This window comes from Methanothrix thermoacetophila PT (assembly GCF_000014945.1).
GTDB classification, from domain to species: domain Archaea; phylum Halobacteriota; class Methanosarcinia; order Methanotrichales; family Methanotrichaceae; genus Methanothrix_B; species Methanothrix_B thermoacetophila.
On sequence record NC_008553.1, the window covers coordinates 1746973 to 1761936 of the forward strand.

Annotated in this window: 16 protein-coding genes; 1 reads left to right on the forward strand and 15 read right to left on the reverse strand. The window is 54.6% G+C overall.

What is annotated here, in order from left to right; all coding sequences use genetic code 11:
* Positions 1-46: 46 nt before the first annotated feature.
* Positions 47-445 (reverse strand): RNA chaperone Hfq, encoded by a 399-nt coding sequence (locus tag MTHE_RS09305; RefSeq protein ID WP_327036610.1) that lies wholly within the window; start codon positions 443-445, stop codon positions 47-49.
* Here MTHE_RS09305 and MTHE_RS08405 point away from each other — a divergent pair.
* Entirely contained in the window at positions 365-1486 is a 1122-nt protein-coding gene (locus MTHE_RS08405; RefSeq protein ID WP_011696749.1) for an ORC1-type DNA replication protein, read from the forward strand. The two genes, MTHE_RS09305 and MTHE_RS08405, sit on opposite strands and share 81 nt — an antisense overlap.
* An 80-nt stretch (positions 1487-1566) precedes the next feature.
* Here the strand turns inward: MTHE_RS08405 and MTHE_RS08410 are convergent, their stop codons facing one another.
* The 14 genes from MTHE_RS08410 to MTHE_RS08475 form a co-directional block, all read right to left on the reverse strand.
* Positions 1567-2412, reverse strand: coding sequence for a methanogenesis marker 8 protein (locus MTHE_RS08410; protein ID WP_175265944.1), 846 nt, complete (start codon positions 2410-2412; stop codon positions 1567-1569).
* On the reverse strand, positions 2409-3107 hold the full coding sequence (gene alaXM, locus MTHE_RS08415) for an alanyl-tRNA editing protein AlaXM (protein WP_011696751.1): 699 nt from the start codon (positions 3105-3107) through the stop codon (positions 2409-2411). Before alaXM ends, MTHE_RS08410 begins: the two co-directional genes overlap by 4 nt.
* Before the next feature lie 198 nt (positions 3108-3305).
* On the reverse strand, positions 3306-3494 hold the full coding sequence (locus MTHE_RS08420) for a hypothetical protein (protein WP_175265945.1): 189 nt from the start codon (positions 3492-3494) through the stop codon (positions 3306-3308).
* Positions 3495-3496: 2 nt separating this feature from the next.
* Complete coding sequence (locus MTHE_RS08425; protein WP_011696752.1) at positions 3497-4195, reverse strand: V-type ATP synthase subunit D; 699 nt, start codon at positions 4193-4195, stop codon at positions 3497-3499.
* Positions 4196-4199: 4 nt separating this feature from the next.
* Positions 4200-5591, reverse strand: a complete 1392-nt coding sequence (locus MTHE_RS08430) for a V-type ATP synthase subunit B (protein ID WP_011696753.1) — start codon at positions 5589-5591, stop codon at positions 4200-4202.
* Positions 5592-5602: 11 nt separating this feature from the next.
* Positions 5603-7333 (reverse strand): V-type ATP synthase subunit A, encoded by a 1731-nt coding sequence (locus tag MTHE_RS08435; RefSeq protein ID WP_011696754.1) that lies wholly within the window; start codon positions 7331-7333, stop codon positions 5603-5605.
* A complete protein-coding gene (locus MTHE_RS08440; RefSeq protein WP_011696755.1) occupies positions 7324-7623 on the reverse strand; it encodes a V-type ATP synthase subunit F in 300 nt (99 codons plus the stop codon). The genes MTHE_RS08435 and MTHE_RS08440 overlap by 10 nt, the downstream gene beginning before the upstream one ends.
* A complete protein-coding gene (locus MTHE_RS08445; protein ID WP_011696756.1) occupies positions 7623-8672 on the reverse strand; it encodes a V-type ATP synthase subunit C in 1050 nt (349 codons plus the stop codon). Before MTHE_RS08445 ends, MTHE_RS08440 begins: the two co-directional genes overlap by 1 nt.
* A 5-nt stretch (positions 8673-8677) precedes the next feature.
* A complete protein-coding gene (locus MTHE_RS08450; protein WP_011696757.1) occupies positions 8678-9226 on the reverse strand; it encodes a V-type ATP synthase subunit E in 549 nt (182 codons plus the stop codon).
* 29 nt (positions 9227-9255) lie between these two features.
* On the reverse strand, positions 9256-9513 hold the full coding sequence (locus tag MTHE_RS08455) for a H+-transporting two-sector ATPase C subunit (RefSeq protein WP_011696758.1): 258 nt from the start codon (positions 9511-9513) through the stop codon (positions 9256-9258).
* A gap of 55 nt (positions 9514-9568) precedes the next feature.
* A complete protein-coding gene (locus MTHE_RS08460) occupies positions 9569-11593 on the reverse strand; it encodes a V-type ATP synthase subunit I (RefSeq protein ID WP_011696759.1) in 2025 nt (674 codons plus the stop codon).
* The gene (locus MTHE_RS08465) at positions 11586-11933 is read right to left on the reverse strand and encodes a V-type ATPase subunit subunit G family protein (RefSeq protein ID WP_232840856.1); all 348 of its coding nucleotides are present in this window, start codon (positions 11931-11933) and stop codon (positions 11586-11588) included. Before MTHE_RS08465 ends, MTHE_RS08460 begins: the two co-directional genes overlap by 8 nt.
* Before the next feature lie 101 nt (positions 11934-12034).
* Complete coding sequence (locus MTHE_RS08470) at positions 12035-13432, reverse strand: RuBisCO large subunit C-terminal-like domain-containing protein (RefSeq protein ID WP_175265946.1); 1398 nt, start codon at positions 13430-13432, stop codon at positions 12035-12037.
* Complete coding sequence (locus tag MTHE_RS08475; protein WP_011696762.1) at positions 13393-14691, reverse strand: hypothetical protein; 1299 nt, start codon at positions 14689-14691, stop codon at positions 13393-13395. The genes MTHE_RS08470 and MTHE_RS08475 overlap by 40 nt, the downstream gene beginning before the upstream one ends.
* Positions 14692-14964: the final 273 nt, after the last annotated feature.

Genomic DNA, 14964 nt, shown 5'->3' on the forward strand with positions numbered 1-14964 from the left:
CGGGCGCCGATCCGGATGCAGATTCTGAACTGCGTTCCCAGACGTCTCAGTCCAAGATCCCCTTCGGGACCTCTATGCTGGCGATGGCGTGCTTGAAGAGCAGATACGTCCTGGGTCCAGTGTCGAGCACTATTTCGTACGCGTTGAATGAGACAAGCTTGCCGCTCAGCGGCCTGCCATCGTTCATCCTTATCATAACCTGCTGGCCTCGAAGCTTTGGCAGGAACTGCGGCATCTTGGCCTTCGATTCCTCTTGCTCCTGTGCTCCAGCCTGCGTGTTTGTCGTATGAACTCCCTCCTTTATCAGAGTTCTTTCGATGCACAGGCATATATATAGTTGTTCTCGAATAGTGAGTTGAAGCCGATGAAAGATGACATGCTTCTCTGGGATGAGACGCTTTTCAAGGACCCTGAGGTTTTCGAGCTGGATTACGTGCCGGAGCATTTCGATCACAGAGATGCCCAGATGAAGAGCCTGAGGTTCTGCGTGCGTCCAGCCCTTCGCGGAGCCAGGCCTGTGAACGCGCTCTGCCTGGGTCCACCAGGTACCGGCAAAACGACCGCGATAATTAAGCTGTTCGAGGAGATCGAGAAGCACACGAGAAGCGTGATACCTGTGCACATCAACTGCCAGATAGACGGGACACGCTACAGCATATTCTCCAGGATATACAAAAAGATCTTTGGTGTCACACCACCCTCAAGCGGCATCTCATTCAAGCGTCTCTTCGATAAAATAGCAAGCACGCTCGCATCAAGGGAGGCGGTCCTGATCGTTGCTTTGGATGATGTCAGCTACCTCTTCCCGGAGAAGGAGATCGATCACATCCTTTACACGTTTCTCAGATCCCATGAGTCGCTGCCCGGATTCAGAGCAGGCGTGATAGTCGCACACAGTGAGACCTCCCTGAGGTACATCCTGGATCACAGGGTGGAGTCGGTCTTCAGGCCGGAGGAGATCCAGTTCCCTCCGTACAAAAGAGATGAGATATTCGCGATACTATCTCGAAGGGCTCAGCTCGGATTCTATCCAGGCGTTCTGTCCCGGGACGTGCTCGATGTCGTGGTGGATCTCACCGCAGAATCCGGCGATCTCAGGGTGGGGATAGATCTCCTCAAGCGCTCCTGCCTCGAGGCGGAGAGACGGGCATCCAGAAGCATATCAGAGGATGATGTGAAAAAGGCGTTCGAGAGATCCAGGTTCCTACATCTCGAGCACGTGCTCAGATCGCTGAGCAGGGATGAGAGGACGCTGCTGAGGATCGTTGCAGAGCAGCCTGAAGGCAAGGCGCAGTCAGGAGAGCTCTACAGCATCTACCATGAGGTCGCACACTCGGGCTACACCAAGTTCTACGAGATCCTGAAGAGGCTGGAGGCCCTGAGGCTTATAGAGACGAGCTTCACCGGATCCGGCATGCGGGGAAGGAGCAGGATCATACGCCTGAGATATGATCCCACAGAGGTGCTCACCAGAACCGAAGGGTGATCTGCCCATTCGCCTGAAAGCCCCCCTTCGCTCATGCTCTCGCCAGTGTACGGCTCCTGGATACATGGTGTGTGTCTCTCTTACACCAGAGGTCTGGGCTGCTTCTGATCAGGCAGAACAGGGAGGGGCATTGTGTTTATGAGTATGGGCTGCTCCACATCCTTCGCACGCTCGACGAGAAGCTCCTTGCCCCACTGGGTCAGGCCGAAGAGGGGCACCGCGGTCCCGACCTGTACAAGCGGCTTCACGAGCACCCTTATGTGCTTGGATGCACACCCCGTCACTATATCAGCAGCAGAGAGAAGCCGTTCAGCATCATCTCTAGATATGCCGGTCAAATGCACTCCCACAATCAGTATCCTGCAGCCGGTCTCCTTCTCCAGCTCCCTCAGCTTAAAGGCAGTTTCTGCGTCTGTGACTGTGACAGCGAATCTCCTGTACTTCTGGGCTGCGATTCTCGCGCCCTCCAGCTGATCTATCCTCGCATCCCCTGGAGAGAGCACTATACCACCCTTCTTCTTGATGTACTCTATGACCTCTGGTATAGGCTCGGTCTCCAGGAGGCCTGAGATCCAGCCGCCCATCCCCTGGACGAGCGATGGGGAATCGGATATCACAGTCCCAGCACCATCACAGACTGTCACCGCTGCATCGATCAGACCGCGGGATATTCCTGTCATCATCGTCTCAGAGGCCCCGAAGCTCACGAACGTCTTCATCTCGAGCTTCCGCCTGGGGGTGAACATCCCGTGCTCTCTCATGCGAAACTCGGCATTCTTTGCTGCAGCTTCGGGCGTGATTCTTTTTATACCCCTCACTTTGTCAAAGAGAGGGCACCACTCTATGAGCGGCTCTGTGGTCTCAACGACCTTCTCGTCCTGTATCTTCACCCTGCATCTCCCTAGAAGCTCCATTATGTGCATCATCTCACCAGCTCGAAGTAGACCCTTCTGTTGCTCTTCCCCTTGTTCTCCGCCTTAACGAGTCTTATCTCTCCGATCTCTGAGGTGTTCCTGACATGCGTGCCTCCGCATGCCTGTAGATCAACACCCTCGATCTCAATCACCCTCACGCTCTCCCGCTCTGGAACGTTTTTTGCAAGCCTGACGAGATCCGGGATCTCCATCGCCTCGTCTCTGGTCATGAGCCTCACCCTGACAGGATGACCCTCTTTTATGAGATCGTTTGCCATTCTCACGTATGTCTCAATCATGGATCTGTCAAACGACTCGAGGCTGAAGTCGACTCTAGATCGATCAGTGTCGATCTGGTTCCCGGTTATCAGCGCTCCGGTCTCTCTGAATATCACCGCGCTCAGAACGTGGCATGCTGTGTGGCTCCGCATGATCCTGTATCGCCTCTCCCAGTCTATCTCGCCCTTGACCTTGTCTCCTGGAGAGAGTCCGTGGGCGCGGTGGCATATGCCATGCTCAGAAGGTTCCACGCCCTCAACTCTGAAGACCTGATCGCCTCTGATCAGGACCCCCAAATCCGATGGCTGACCTCCTGATCTGGGATAAAACGCAGTCCTGTCAAGATACACTCCTGTGTCATCAACATTGGTGACGACAGCATCAAAGCTGCGCATGTAGCTGTCATTCAGATAAAGAGCCTCAGTCATGAGAGTGAGATATCAGGAGGTTGAAGATATCAATTTCCCCTGGTGTGGTTATTGGTATGGTTATTATGCTGCGATCACAGTTCACTCAACCAAAAGATATCGGCAGTATCGAGATGCAGATGACGACCACGAGATCAGGAGTAAAACGCTCAGATCAGAACTGCATGATACGAGCAGAACCCGCTGAGATAACAACAGCTAAAGCTCACCGCTCCTGATCGCATCCCAGAGCGCGTGAAGATGCTCTCCGTATAGAATATAAATTAATATGAATACCCCGAGAATGACGTAGAGGTTGGAGATGTACACCAGCCACTGCAGCAACCTCATCTTCTTCTCGGGGGTCCCAAACCACTCCTTTGCCTTGCGCTCGGCCCATCCTGTCATGCTCACGTGGCAGAGGCTGCAGCCTCGGCAGCAGCCTTGGCCGCCTTTTCAGCCTCTTCAGCCTTGGCGCGCTTCTGAGCCTTCGCCTTGAGCTTCTTCAGTCTGACTATGTTGTCCCTGTCCATCTCCTCCAGCGCGAAGCCTATGAACCTGATTGTGTCCTTGATATCGGGTATGACCTTGAACTCGAGAGCGTTGACACGCCTCTTGGTCTTCTCGATATCATCTACGAGCTTCATCAGCGATGTCTCTACCTCAGCAGCTGTGATTATCTTGTCCACTAGGCTCTCGTAGGCGTCTGCAGCCTCGTCTATGGCAGCGCTTGTTCCTATAATACCATATCCTCGCTCGTACATCTTCTTGTGCACGGCCTCTGCGGATATCTTGGGAACAACAACGCCCATTATGTTCCTGGACTGCAGATCCACGGCTGGCTCCTGCTGCAGGGCAAAGGCCACGCTCTTTATGGCTATGGTGCCATCTGCAGCCTTCGCCATGTTGAGCCTTTGCTCCGCCCGGAGGTAATCCTGGACGAGCTCTTCCCGTATCGTCTTCGCCCTGTTCAGCACCTCAAAAAATTCGATCATGAGGCCGTCGCGCTTCATCTTGAGGAGCTCGTGACCGGTCTGTGCCACCTTAATCCTTCTTCGAAGGGCGATGAGCACGGCCCTGGTCGGCTTTGTCCCTCTTATTACGGCCATGATCTCACTCTTTCTTTGCGGTGCCTGCGTACTTCGGATGGTACTTCTTGATGAACTTGTCGTCGATCCTGGTGAGCATCGTCTCGGGCAGCATCGAGAGGAGCTCCCATCCGATGGTGAGGGTCTCTATGATGGACCTATCCTCATCCCTGCCCTGATTGACGAACCTGCGCTCGAACTGGTCGGCGAACTCCAGGATGAGCTTGTCGCGCTCGGAGAGCGCCTCCTTGCCGACGATCGCAGCAAGGCCCCTCAGATCGCAGCCCTCTGCGTAGTACGCGTAGAGCTGATCCGATACGGCCCTGTGGTCCTCTCTGGTGTGTCCGGCGCCGATTCCCGAATTCATCAGCCTGCTCAGGGACGGGCGGATGTCGATGGGTGGATAGATGCCCTTCCTGTGGAGCTCACGCGATACGATAAGCTGGCCCTCTGTGATGTATCCTGAGAGGTCTGGAATCGGATGTGTTATGTCGTCGCCTGGCATCGTGAGGATCGGGAACTGTGTAATCGATCCCTTCTTGCCCTTTATGATTCCGGCACGCTCGTAGTTCGTGGCAAGGTCTGTGTACATGTAACCCGGATAGCCGCGACGTCCTGGGACCTCCTCTCGGGCAGCTCCCATCTGTCTCAGAGACTCGCAGTAGTTGGTCATGTCTGTGTAGATGACCAGCACGTGCATGTCCAGATCGAACGCCAGGTACTCAGCTGTGGTCAGCCCCAGCTTTGGAGTCAGGAGCCTCTCGACAGCCGGGTCGTCTGCCAGGTTGAGGAAGATCACGGCCCTCTCGAGAGCACCTGTCCTCTCGAAGTCTGCCATGAAGTGCTGGGCCTCCTCGTTTGTGATGCCCATGGCGCAGAAGACCACCGCGAACTCCTCTGCCTCACCCAGGACCTTTGCCTGACGGGCGATCTGAAGGGCAACATCATTATGCGGGAGACCCGCACCCGAGAAGATGGGCAGCTTCTGCCCCCTCACAAGGGTGTTTGTCCCGTCTATGGTCGATATGCCCGTCTGGATGAAGGCTCTGGGCTTCTCCCTCGAGGCTGGGTTTATGGCAGCCCCGATGATCTCGCGCTCCACCTCTGGAACAATGGGTGGCCCACCATCCCTCGGCCTGCCGGAGCCGGAGAGAACCCTCCCTATGATGCTCGGAGAGAGCGGCATCTTGATGACGTCTCCGGTGAATCTCACGGAGCTATCCTTTGAGAGGCCACCGGTACCCTCGAAGACCTGGACGACGACGATCTCATCCGAGGTGTCCAGGACCTGGCCTCTCTTCACCTCACCGCTGGCCGTCCTGATCTCGACGAGCTCACCGTAGCCTACTGGCTCGGTCTTCTCGACGAACACCAGGGGTCCAGAGATCTCGGTTATAGTCTTGTATTCCTTGGTCATTGGCAACCCCCTTACTTCAGAGCCTCGAACTCGGCCTTCATCTGGTCCATGACCTTCTTGAGGTCGGGCTCGTAGTCCTCAACCATCCTGAGCTTGGCTAGTGCGTCTTTGGAGGGTACGCTCTTGATCTGATCGACCGCTACACCCCTGCGGAGGGCATCGAATGCGTAGTCCCTGTATGTCAGTATCGCCTTCAGGAGATCGTACTGCTTCTTGTACGGGCAGAATGTATCGACCGGATGGAACGCGCTCTGCGCCAGCCAGAAGTTGATGATCATCCTGGCAACCTCGAGTGTGAGCTGCTGATCCTCAGGCAGCGCATCCGAGCCGACCAGCATGACGATCTCCTCAAGCTCGGCGTTCTCCTGCAGTATCGCCATGGCTCTTCTCTTCAGCTGGTTCCAGTCAGGGGCGACATTCTCCGCATACCAGCTCTCCAGATCCTTCTCGTACAGCGAGTAGGAATCGAGCCAGTTGATCGAGGGGAAGTGCCTGCGCTGTGTCAGCCTGGAATCGAGCGCCCAGAAGACCTTGACGATACGGAGCGTGTTCTGAGTCACAGGCTCTGTGAAGTCTCCACCAGGCGGAGATACCGCGCCCACGACAGCCACAGATCCCTCACCGCCGGCTAGAACCTCAGCCCTTCCAGCGCGCTCGTAGAAGTCGGCAAGCCTCGCAGCCAGATACGCAGGATAGCCCTCCTCACCAGGCATCTCCTCAAGCCTCGAGGCGAGCTCTCTCATGGCCTCCGCCCATCTTGATGTCGAGTCCGCGGTCATCAGCACATCGTAGCCCATGTCTCTGTAGTACTCTGCTGTTGTCATCCCCGTGTAGATCGATGCCTCTCGAGCAGCGACCGGCATGTTGGATGTGTTGGCGTAGACGATCGACCTCTCGAGCAGCGGCCTGTTCGTCCTCGGATCCACCAGCTCGGGGAACTCGTGGAGCAGATCTGCCATCTCATTGCCACGCTCACCACATCCGACGTAGATGACTATATCGACGTCAGACCACTTTGAGAGCGTCTGCTGCATGACAGTCTTGCCCGTTCCGAATCCTCCCGGGATGGCTGCTGTCCCGCCCTTTGCCAGCGGGAAGAAACCATCGATGACCCTCTGGCCTGTTCTCAGCGGGATTGTCGGTGGCAGCTTCCTCACGACAGGCCGCGCCTGACGGACGGGCCACTTCTGGAGCATCGTGAGCTCAGAGCCATCCTCGAGCACACAGACTGTCTCCTCAACTGTAAAGTTCCCGCTGTATATCTCCTTGACGACCCCACCCTTGTGCTTCGGTGGGACCATGATCTTGTGTTTGATCAGGAGCTGCTCCTGGACCTCGCCTATGGGCTGCCCGGGCTTTACCGTATCGCCCTTCTTCACCAGGGGCTTGAACTCCCACTTCTTCTTGTGATCTACGCCATCGACGAAGAGGCCTCTGCTGATGAAGTCTCCAGACTTCTCGGCCAGCAAGGGAAGCGGTCTCTGAACGCCATCGTAGATCTGAGTGAGGATGCCGGGACCAAGCTGGGCCACCAGAGGCCCTCCGGTCTCCTTGACCGGCTCACCAGGCTTGATACCCGAGGTATCCTCGTATACCTGGATGATGTGCTTATCTCCGGAAATGCCGATGACCTCACTCATCAGGCCTTCCTCGCCGACCAGAACCAGGTCGTACATCGAAGCCTTCAGACCAACGGCCTGCACGACCGGCCCGGCGACTCTCTTTACTCTTCCTACTTCCATAAATCGACACCTATTGCCCTTTTAATCTTCTCTCTCATCTCTGTGCTTTGCTCGGTTCCGATAGCGATAACAGTAGGCCTAACGGAGTTAGATAAGGTCGACTGCAGCCTCTTGGGAAGCCTGTTGTAGTCATTCTGATGCAGAACCAGAATTCCTACATTCGGATCAGCCATTACCTCATTTATCTTGTTTATCAGCTCCTCTTCCGAGGTGGCCTCGTAGGCTTTCTTGATCCCTGCGAGGCTGAATCCGATAACCGCATCACTATTGCCTATAACTGCAATCTCCATTATGCCACCACCATCTGCTCCTCGATAAGCTCGTTAGGCAGTCCAGCCTCCTTCCCTCTGACGATCTTCCTGATGTTGGCAACCTCTGTCTCCTTTGTGACGATGTAGCCAAGCACAGGCAGGATCGACAGCGGATGGTAGTTGGACAGAGACCAGGCGTATCTTATGAGATATGCCTTCAGCCTTGCTTCTATTCTGCTCACGCTATCGAGGTCCGCGGTCGCCACATCCGAGATTGCGCTCCAGAACGGATAGCCTTCAAGCCCCCTGACGAAATCCGCATAGGGCTGTCCTGCCATCCTGCTCAGCTCCTCGCTGAGCTTGCCGCCAGGTATCAGATTCTCTTGAACGATGCTAGCCTCGATTCCAGCCTTGTTCATCCGGAAGAGGGTTATGAGGTTCCTGATATCGATCTCTCTCTTCACGTATTTGAGAAGGAGACCGCCGCCAACTGATAGCGTCCCGCCCACAGCGCGCTCCATTCTGAAGTAATAGAGCTTGTCAAGGGCGTTCTCCACAGAGGCGAGGGACTTCCCATCGTACTTGGAGAGAGCCTCAGCGAAGTCTGTGCCCTCGAATGCTGTTATGACATCGTTGATCGAGTCCTTCTTGGCAAGCCCTTCCAGAAACTCCTGGTCCAGCTCGCCCGCAGGCACTATGTACTTCATTATCTCCGAGTCGCTGGCGCCATAGAACTTTCCACGGAGGATCGTCTTTATGTTCCAGATGTCCCAGCGCCTCAGGTACTCCAGTATCAGGAACTGGGGCTCGTCTATCGAGACCTCAAGGAGCTTCCTGTAGGTCTTTGCCAGGTTTGCAAAGGTTGCATGCTCGATCAGCTCTGCACCGGAGTAGTCCTTGGCGAGAGCATCGATCTCCTCTTTGTACTGGGTCTCTTCGAGGTATCTTGCGATCTCTGGTATATCCATGTTCAGCATTCTGGCATACATCTCGTTGGGTATGAGCTTCGTTTTCATCGCCCTTACCCTGCCCGTGATGTATGCGTACTTCACCGGTTTTCCGAACTTCGGCAAACGTAGTACTGGCATCGCGCTCACCCGAACAAGAGCTTGGAGACCTCTTTGACCTTGGCGTTAAAGATATCCCGCGCTAGAGTCTCATATGAGTGATCAAACCTCACTGACCCGTCCTTGCTCTCGACCACCACGCCACCGATTATATCCAGCGTGCCTCCGTAGTTTGGGACAAGAGAGGATACGAAGGCCTGATCTCTCTTGCTGGAGTAGACCTTCATATCCTTGAGATCATAGGGCTCCAGGAGCTTCTTTATAAGAGCCTCGTTCTTGTCCTTTGGCAGGTTTGTGACCGCGTCGAGGAACTTAATCCTCACCTGCTCGAGGACCTCTTTATGAACGTTCAGCTCAGCCCTCTTGAGCTCCAGGTTTGCGCTGGACATCTCCCTGCGCACAAGAGCCTCTATGTCGTGCTTTGCCTCTGCCTCTTTCCTGGACTTTATCTCGGCGGCACGTTCTCTGGCCTCGCTAAGTATTCTGGCAACTTCCTGCTCAGTCTCCGCATTTATCTCGGCGACCTTGCTCTTGCTTGTTGCCAGAATATCCTCAACCACTGCATCTAGTGCCATTGCCTCTCACCCTTTTGGATGGGGGGTGCTCAGAGTAACGCGGCGAAGGGTGACCAGGCGAACATCAGGATCAGCGAGACGGCAAGCCCGAAGATGATCAGCGTCTCGGGCAGCAGCATCAGGAACAGGCCCTTGCCCAGGAATCCAGGCTCCTCTGCAACGACGCCGACGACGGCGGCTCCGATGCCCTGCTCACCGACACCCGCACCGATACCGGCAAGCCCAGTCGCAAGACCTGCACCAACTGCCAACAGACCGTACATTACTCCTGCATCCGTTATAGCCATATTCCTCAAACCTCCTTACTATTATTATAACCATCCTGTATTTTTGTTCGTCCCATTATACCTTCAGATACCTCCGGACATGTCCGAAGGGGCTGTACTCAACTCCACCACCATGCTGGCTGTAGAACTTGGTGAACATCTCGACGTAATGCAACCTCAGGGGGTGCATGAACGGAGATAATATACCAAGCAGCAGGTTGATGAAGTGTACCACAAGCAGCACGATGACTCCCACGATGTAAGCGACCATCGTGAGGTGCTCACCGCCGCTGAGCATCGGCATGATGACGCCAAAGGCCAGCTTGTTGGCTGCAAACGCAACACCAACTGACGCGAGGCCAATGGCCAGGAGCCTCAGGTAGGAGATCAGGTTGCTCACGTAGAACGGAAGATGCGTGGCACCCATTACACCCTCCGGGCCCATGACCATCATGACGATAGACACCACAACAAGGAGCCCCATGAGATACACCAGGGGCATGAAGCCCAGAACCAGGCCGAGAAGCAGCAGCGCAAAAGCCACCTGGAATATCAGCACCGGAAGCCGCTCGAAGTATGCGTGCTTCTTCTCACCATAATTGAGCTCTGTCTTGACGCCGAGAATAGAACCGATTCCACAATGGAGAACACCTATGAAGATACTGACACCGATCAACATCAGCACCGCATTAGTGGCCAGCCTGTACAGCGGGAACATCCCCATCGGACCAACCCTGCCAAGCGGACCGAAGACACCCTCGCCGAAGAACCTTCCGGATTCCTCCAGCGCAAGGATCTCCTCATGTGGCAGCTGCCCGAAGACCTTCCCCCACAGGCCCATTGGCCCGAAGATCTCGCCGAAGATCAGGCCGAATATTATGGACCAGACGCTTGCAATCATCACAATGTTGATCAGCTGTGTCCACCCTTCAGTTCTGAACTTCTTCTTCAGCATCACGAGTACGAGTAGTATCATGATGCCATATGCAACGTCTCCGAGGATCATCCCGAACATTATCGGGAAGAACACGAATATCAGAAGCGTTGGATCAAACTCTTTGTACTCAGGTATCGCGAAAAGCCTGGTTATGAGCTCGTAAGGCTTCACAATCCCGGGGTTCTCGATCTTTGTGGGTATGTCCTCGCCCTTCTTCTCGACCAGCTCCTCCATCTCATTCTCAGGGAGTTTCTCAACGTGTATTCTGCCGCCGGTTGTGCTCTCAAGCGCACTCTTGAGCTTATCATAGTCCGCTGATGGAACGTAGCCATCTATGACAAACGCGTTCTCGCTTGTTGCAAACCTGAGAGGCGCATCGGTCTTCTGGGTCTGGATGCTCAGATACTCATCTGCAGCAAGTATTATGTCCTCATACTGCTTCTTGAGATCCTTGAGCTTCTTCTGCAGTGGCTCCTTCTCCGACTCCAGCCGCTTGATCTCCGCCTCCAGCGTGGATATGGCCACATCTGGAGCTCCGGTAAGCTTTGGAACCGAGATCTCCGCAAACCCATGCTCGGCAAGAACCGCCTGAACCTCAGAGGCCTTCTCAACGGGCACGAACACCGCGACTACCGTGGTGTTCTTGAAGCTCCCTGTGAAGACCTCGCTCTTGGGAGCGACCTTTGCGACATCGGCATCAACTGCAGACTCAACCGTCCCTACGAAAACCGCCAGGGTCTCATAGCCCGAGTACAGCTCTATGGGCAGGTCAATCGCCGCCAGTGGCCGAAGCGCATTGATCTGATCCTGCTTTGATTTGACCTCGGCCTCGATTGCAGTTATGCGCTCGTAGGTGGAGGTCACCTCCTCCGCAAGCCTTCCCAGCAGATCGTCCATCTGGGATACTATCTGGGACTCCGCAAACCTGACATCGGGAGCCTTCGGCTTTATATCCAGATATCTCTCAATCGATCTGAGCTTTATGAGGTTCTCGGAGAACTCCTTGCCTTTGCCCATCGTCTTACCCTGCTCAAAATCGCCTTCCCCACCTGTGTAGTTGACGATGTGCATGAGGTTGAGCTCATGGAGCTTCTCCACCACAGACTCCATCACATTCTTCGACCCGGCGACGACTACACGACTCATCTCAACGGGTCTAAGCATGCAACAACCCCATAAACTCCTTTAGCAAGTATTCAACCGCTTTGTCCAGTTTTGCGTTTGCACTAGACCTCAAGGCATCTACCTTTCGCATGCCCTCGCTAATAACCGATTGCTTCTTGGCCTTAACTTCGCCCTCCGCCTTGGCGAGTTCCTTCTCGTAGAAGGCCTGTGCTTCGGATTCGGCTGTACGCACTATGTTCGCTGCTTCAGTAGTGGCATCGGCGATGCGTTTTTCCTTCTCCTGCAAGGCCTGCTGGACACTGGCCTTGGCATCCGCCTCTGCCTGCTTGATTCTCATCAAGATGTCATGTCTCGCCATCTGATCCCTCACTACATCCATGCTGTTTTTCAAACAGCGCGCGTCGCTTGACTCGTGACAGACTGTCAAACCATCCCCATCTACGAATATAAAACCTTCGGTTTCAGTCTCCCGAGATGAGCTCAAACACCCCATCGCTCAAGCGCACGTTTTAGCTCTTTATGCCTCTCTGCATACTCCATCACCGGTATGCCGCTCAGCCACGCCTCGACTGCCTGCACCATCGCCCTTGCCCCTGCAGTCGTCCCATCTGGATGCCCATGTACGCCACCGCCTGCCTGCACTATGCAGTCTATACCGTATCCATCCAGGTTGCCTGCGACCTTCCCGGGGTGTATGCCGCCTGAAGCCACCGGGAAAACTCTTTTCAGGCCATACCAATCCTCGCGCAAAGCATCTCTGCACTGGTCATTCTCCTCGATATCGCTGGCCATCTTGCCGACATAGCTGCCTGTGTGCAGGTTCGTGCCACCCGCCATTCTGACGAGCTTCGCTATGACGAGCATCGATATTCCATGCGCTCTGTCTCTCGTCATGGCTCCGTGCATTGTTCTATGCACATGTATCGGCAGATCCACCCCTCTTGCAAGCGCTTCGAGCGCGGAGAAACCAGCTGTCAGGACATCGACCATGAGCATGTTCGCGCCCCGGTCGATCGCCCTCTCCGCCCTTTCCAGGATCGTGTCGGCGCCAGTTGTGACGTTGACTGCGTAGAACGCCTTCTTCCCGGTCTCGCTCTCGACCCTGTCAAACTCCGCCATGACCTCCTCGACCCTTCTCTCCATCGGGCAGAACTTCTGATCTGTGAGCGTCTCATCGTCCTTGACGAGATCGAGGCCGCCTCTCACAGCAGCCCCTGCGACCTCAGCGGTCTGACTCGGGTTCAGCCCGACCTTGGGCTTGACTATCGTGCCAACAAGAGGACGATTGTATGCATCGATGATCCTCCTTGCCTCCTCTATCCCGAACTTCGGGCCGCTATGAGCTCTGACCAGTGACTCCGGAAAATCGACATCCACCAGTCGAACCTTCTTCAGAGCCTCCAGACCGAAGAGGTTCCCTGCGATAACAGACAGATACTGCGGTATGTTCCCAGGCTCGAAGAGCTCCACAGGGAACTCTATCTCCACGGTATTGCCATCTATCGAGAGGACACTCGCCGCGAGATCGCTCTCAGCTCCTCTCACCTCAGTCCATGTCCCGGTCGACTGCTCAGCAGCTATCGCCTCAGCAGCCTTTCTCATGGGAAGATCAGTCTCGACGCGGTAGCGCGCCACAACATCCCTCTGCATCATCTTCCACCCTTTTTGATGGTAATGAGATGCGTCGCAGGGAGATCCTCCTTCGAGCGTCCTCGACGTTCTCCCTAAGCTCCATAAAATCCTCAAAGCACCCCATACCCAGCTGTATTGTGATACGGATGCTCTTATAGTTGCCGATGAGGTCGACCAGTGATCAGATGAAAAATAAATAAGAACATTCACCAGTCCAAAGGAGCCAGGTAGTCGAAGACGCAGCATGACACGGCCACGGCTCTCATTTCGTCGCCGCTGCCGGTGGCATGATGGTAAAGTTCATGGAGAAGCGTGAGGGCGTCGGCACTTCCTGTATGACCATTGCAAGATACTCTGCCTATGCACACAGCAATCCAGTTGCAGTCGGGATGACCAGGCGAGTGGTAGGTCCTCCCATAAACACAATCACAGAGGGCGTGCCTCTCTGGCGGAAGCGTGCCCGCCCGGTACCCTCTCGGAAGTGTGTACGGCTTGATATATATCAAGACATTCTCCATGGCGCTTAGAATATCATCCGCCAGACTGCCAGTCCCAACACGGCCGCTCAGATAATCCATATCATCAAACTCGGGGAGCATGTAGTCTCTGGCACTCTCAGAAAGCTCCCCTCGCCCAATCCTCTCCTCTATCGTTCTGTTCCAATCATCGACAAACTCCGGCAGATCCTCAAGGGCATTCGATCTCAGGCGGGCATCGATATCCTCCAGAAAACCCCTGATGGTGTCCAGTTCGTCCGTATGTATTGTGCCACCAGCCGGACATCTGGCATTGTGGTAGCCCACTCTGGTTGTGTAATAGATGGTCTCATGCTCGTACACCTCACCATCTGCATTGCGCGCATGTAATGTCTGGATAATGGTAGGTCCTGCAGTGTAGATGTACGAGTTGCTGGAGGGCGTGACATGGCAGGAGCACTCCCACCCCCCTGCATCTGTAAATGTTCCAGGCTCCAGAACCTCTGCGCCTGGATAGAAGATGTAATCATGCATCTCATCAGCACCTCTGATCTCCCAGCTCAGCTCGACCTCCCCTGTGTTTTTCGGCACCGATGTCCTTGGCTTCACAGCGCTCATTGTGATCACAGGCGGACTGTTGCCCTTTCTGGCCCGCTGTTCCTGCTCTGTGGTTTCCATGCAGTGCAGCTCAGGAACAAAGATCGGGGACCGTGTCTCCACAACCATATTGGCAATCAATACCTTCTTTTTGCTCTTCGGGTCCCTGCTCCAAAGCCGGATCGCAGCTGTATGCCTACCACTGAGAGCTATGGGCCATCCGATATCCATTTTTCCGAATCTGTATGGGATTCTTGCATAGCCATTTGCTTTGATTCTGAGAGTTCTGTACTTCTCAGGTACGGATAATGCTTTACTGCCCGCCAGCTCGAGGACCACAGTGACATCTTTTTTGCCGGTGTTTTTTAAAAGCAATGCGTTCAAGCTCTTCGTGATTGCGAGAGCCTTCTCATGGGACGCTACTTCCACCATAAATTAACATTTACTTAAAAGCATAAGTACTTTTGGAATGTTGTCCGGGACCTGTCTGAATAAGGGCCGTGTGTTTGAATCGTGAGCCTTGAAGATATGCTCATCAAATAGACTCCCTTTTTATCCGGACACGTCCGTTGTCCGGGATGTATCTGAATAAGAGCTGAATTCAGAAACATATGGCTGACTGCTTTTGGATGGAGGAGATGCTCAAGCCTTATTTGGACAGGTCCGCTCACCCAACAGATAATCTTATGTAGCAGGAGCGTATCT

What these genes read in the sequence shown, in the direction of transcription:
- MTHE_RS08430 (WP_011696753.1), bottom strand. Translation starts at nt 5,591, where the DNA reads ATGACCAAGGAATACAAGACTATAACCGAGATCTCTGGACCCCTGGTG.
- MTHE_RS08405 (WP_011696749.1), top strand. Translation starts at nt 365, where the DNA reads ATGAAAGATGACATGCTTCTCTGGGATGAGACGCTTTTCAAGGACCCT.
- MTHE_RS08435 (WP_011696754.1), bottom strand. Translation starts at nt 7,333, where the DNA reads ATGGAAGTAGGAAGAGTAAAGAGAGTCGCCGGGCCGGTCGTGCAGGCC.
- MTHE_RS08465 (WP_232840856.1), bottom strand. Translation starts at nt 11,933, where the DNA reads ATGGATGTAGTGAGGGATCAGATGGCGAGACATGACATCTTGATGAGA.
- MTHE_RS08450 (WP_011696757.1), bottom strand. Translation starts at nt 9,226, where the DNA reads ATGGCACTAGATGCAGTGGTTGAGGATATTCTGGCAACAAGCAAGAGC.
- MTHE_RS08420 (WP_175265945.1), bottom strand. Translation starts at nt 3,494, where the DNA reads ATGACAGGATGGGCCGAGCGCAAGGCAAAGGAGTGGTTTGGGACCCCC.
- MTHE_RS08470 (WP_175265946.1), bottom strand. Translation starts at nt 13,432, where the DNA reads ATGCTGCGTCTTCGACTACCTGGCTCCTTTGGACTGGTGAATGTTCTT.
- MTHE_RS08445 (WP_011696756.1), bottom strand. Translation starts at nt 8,672, where the DNA reads ATGCCAGTACTACGTTTGCCGAAGTTCGGAAAACCGGTGAAGTACGCA.
- MTHE_RS08475 (WP_011696762.1), bottom strand. Translation starts at nt 14,691, where the DNA reads ATGGTGGAAGTAGCGTCCCATGAGAAGGCTCTCGCAATCACGAAGAGC.
- MTHE_RS08440 (WP_011696755.1), bottom strand. Translation starts at nt 7,623, where the DNA reads ATGGAGATTGCAGTTATAGGCAATAGTGATGCGGTTATCGGATTCAGC.
- MTHE_RS08425 (WP_011696752.1), bottom strand. Translation starts at nt 4,195, where the DNA reads ATGGCCGTAATAAGAGGGACAAAGCCGACCAGGGCCGTGCTCATCGCC.
- alaXM (WP_011696751.1), bottom strand. Translation starts at nt 3,107, where the DNA reads ATGACTGAGGCTCTTTATCTGAATGACAGCTACATGCGCAGCTTTGAT.
- MTHE_RS09305 (WP_327036610.1), bottom strand. Translation starts at nt 445, where the DNA reads ATGCTCCGGCACGTAATCCAGCTCGAAAACCTCAGGGTCCTTGAAAAG.
- MTHE_RS08410 (WP_175265944.1), bottom strand. Translation starts at nt 2,412, where the DNA reads ATGATGCACATAATGGAGCTTCTAGGGAGATGCAGGGTGAAGATACAG.
- MTHE_RS08455 (WP_011696758.1), bottom strand. Translation starts at nt 9,513, where the DNA reads ATGGCTATAACGGATGCAGGAGTAATGTACGGTCTGTTGGCAGTTGGT.
- MTHE_RS08460 (WP_011696759.1), bottom strand. Translation starts at nt 11,593, where the DNA reads ATGCTTAGACCCGTTGAGATGAGTCGTGTAGTCGTCGCCGGGTCGAAG.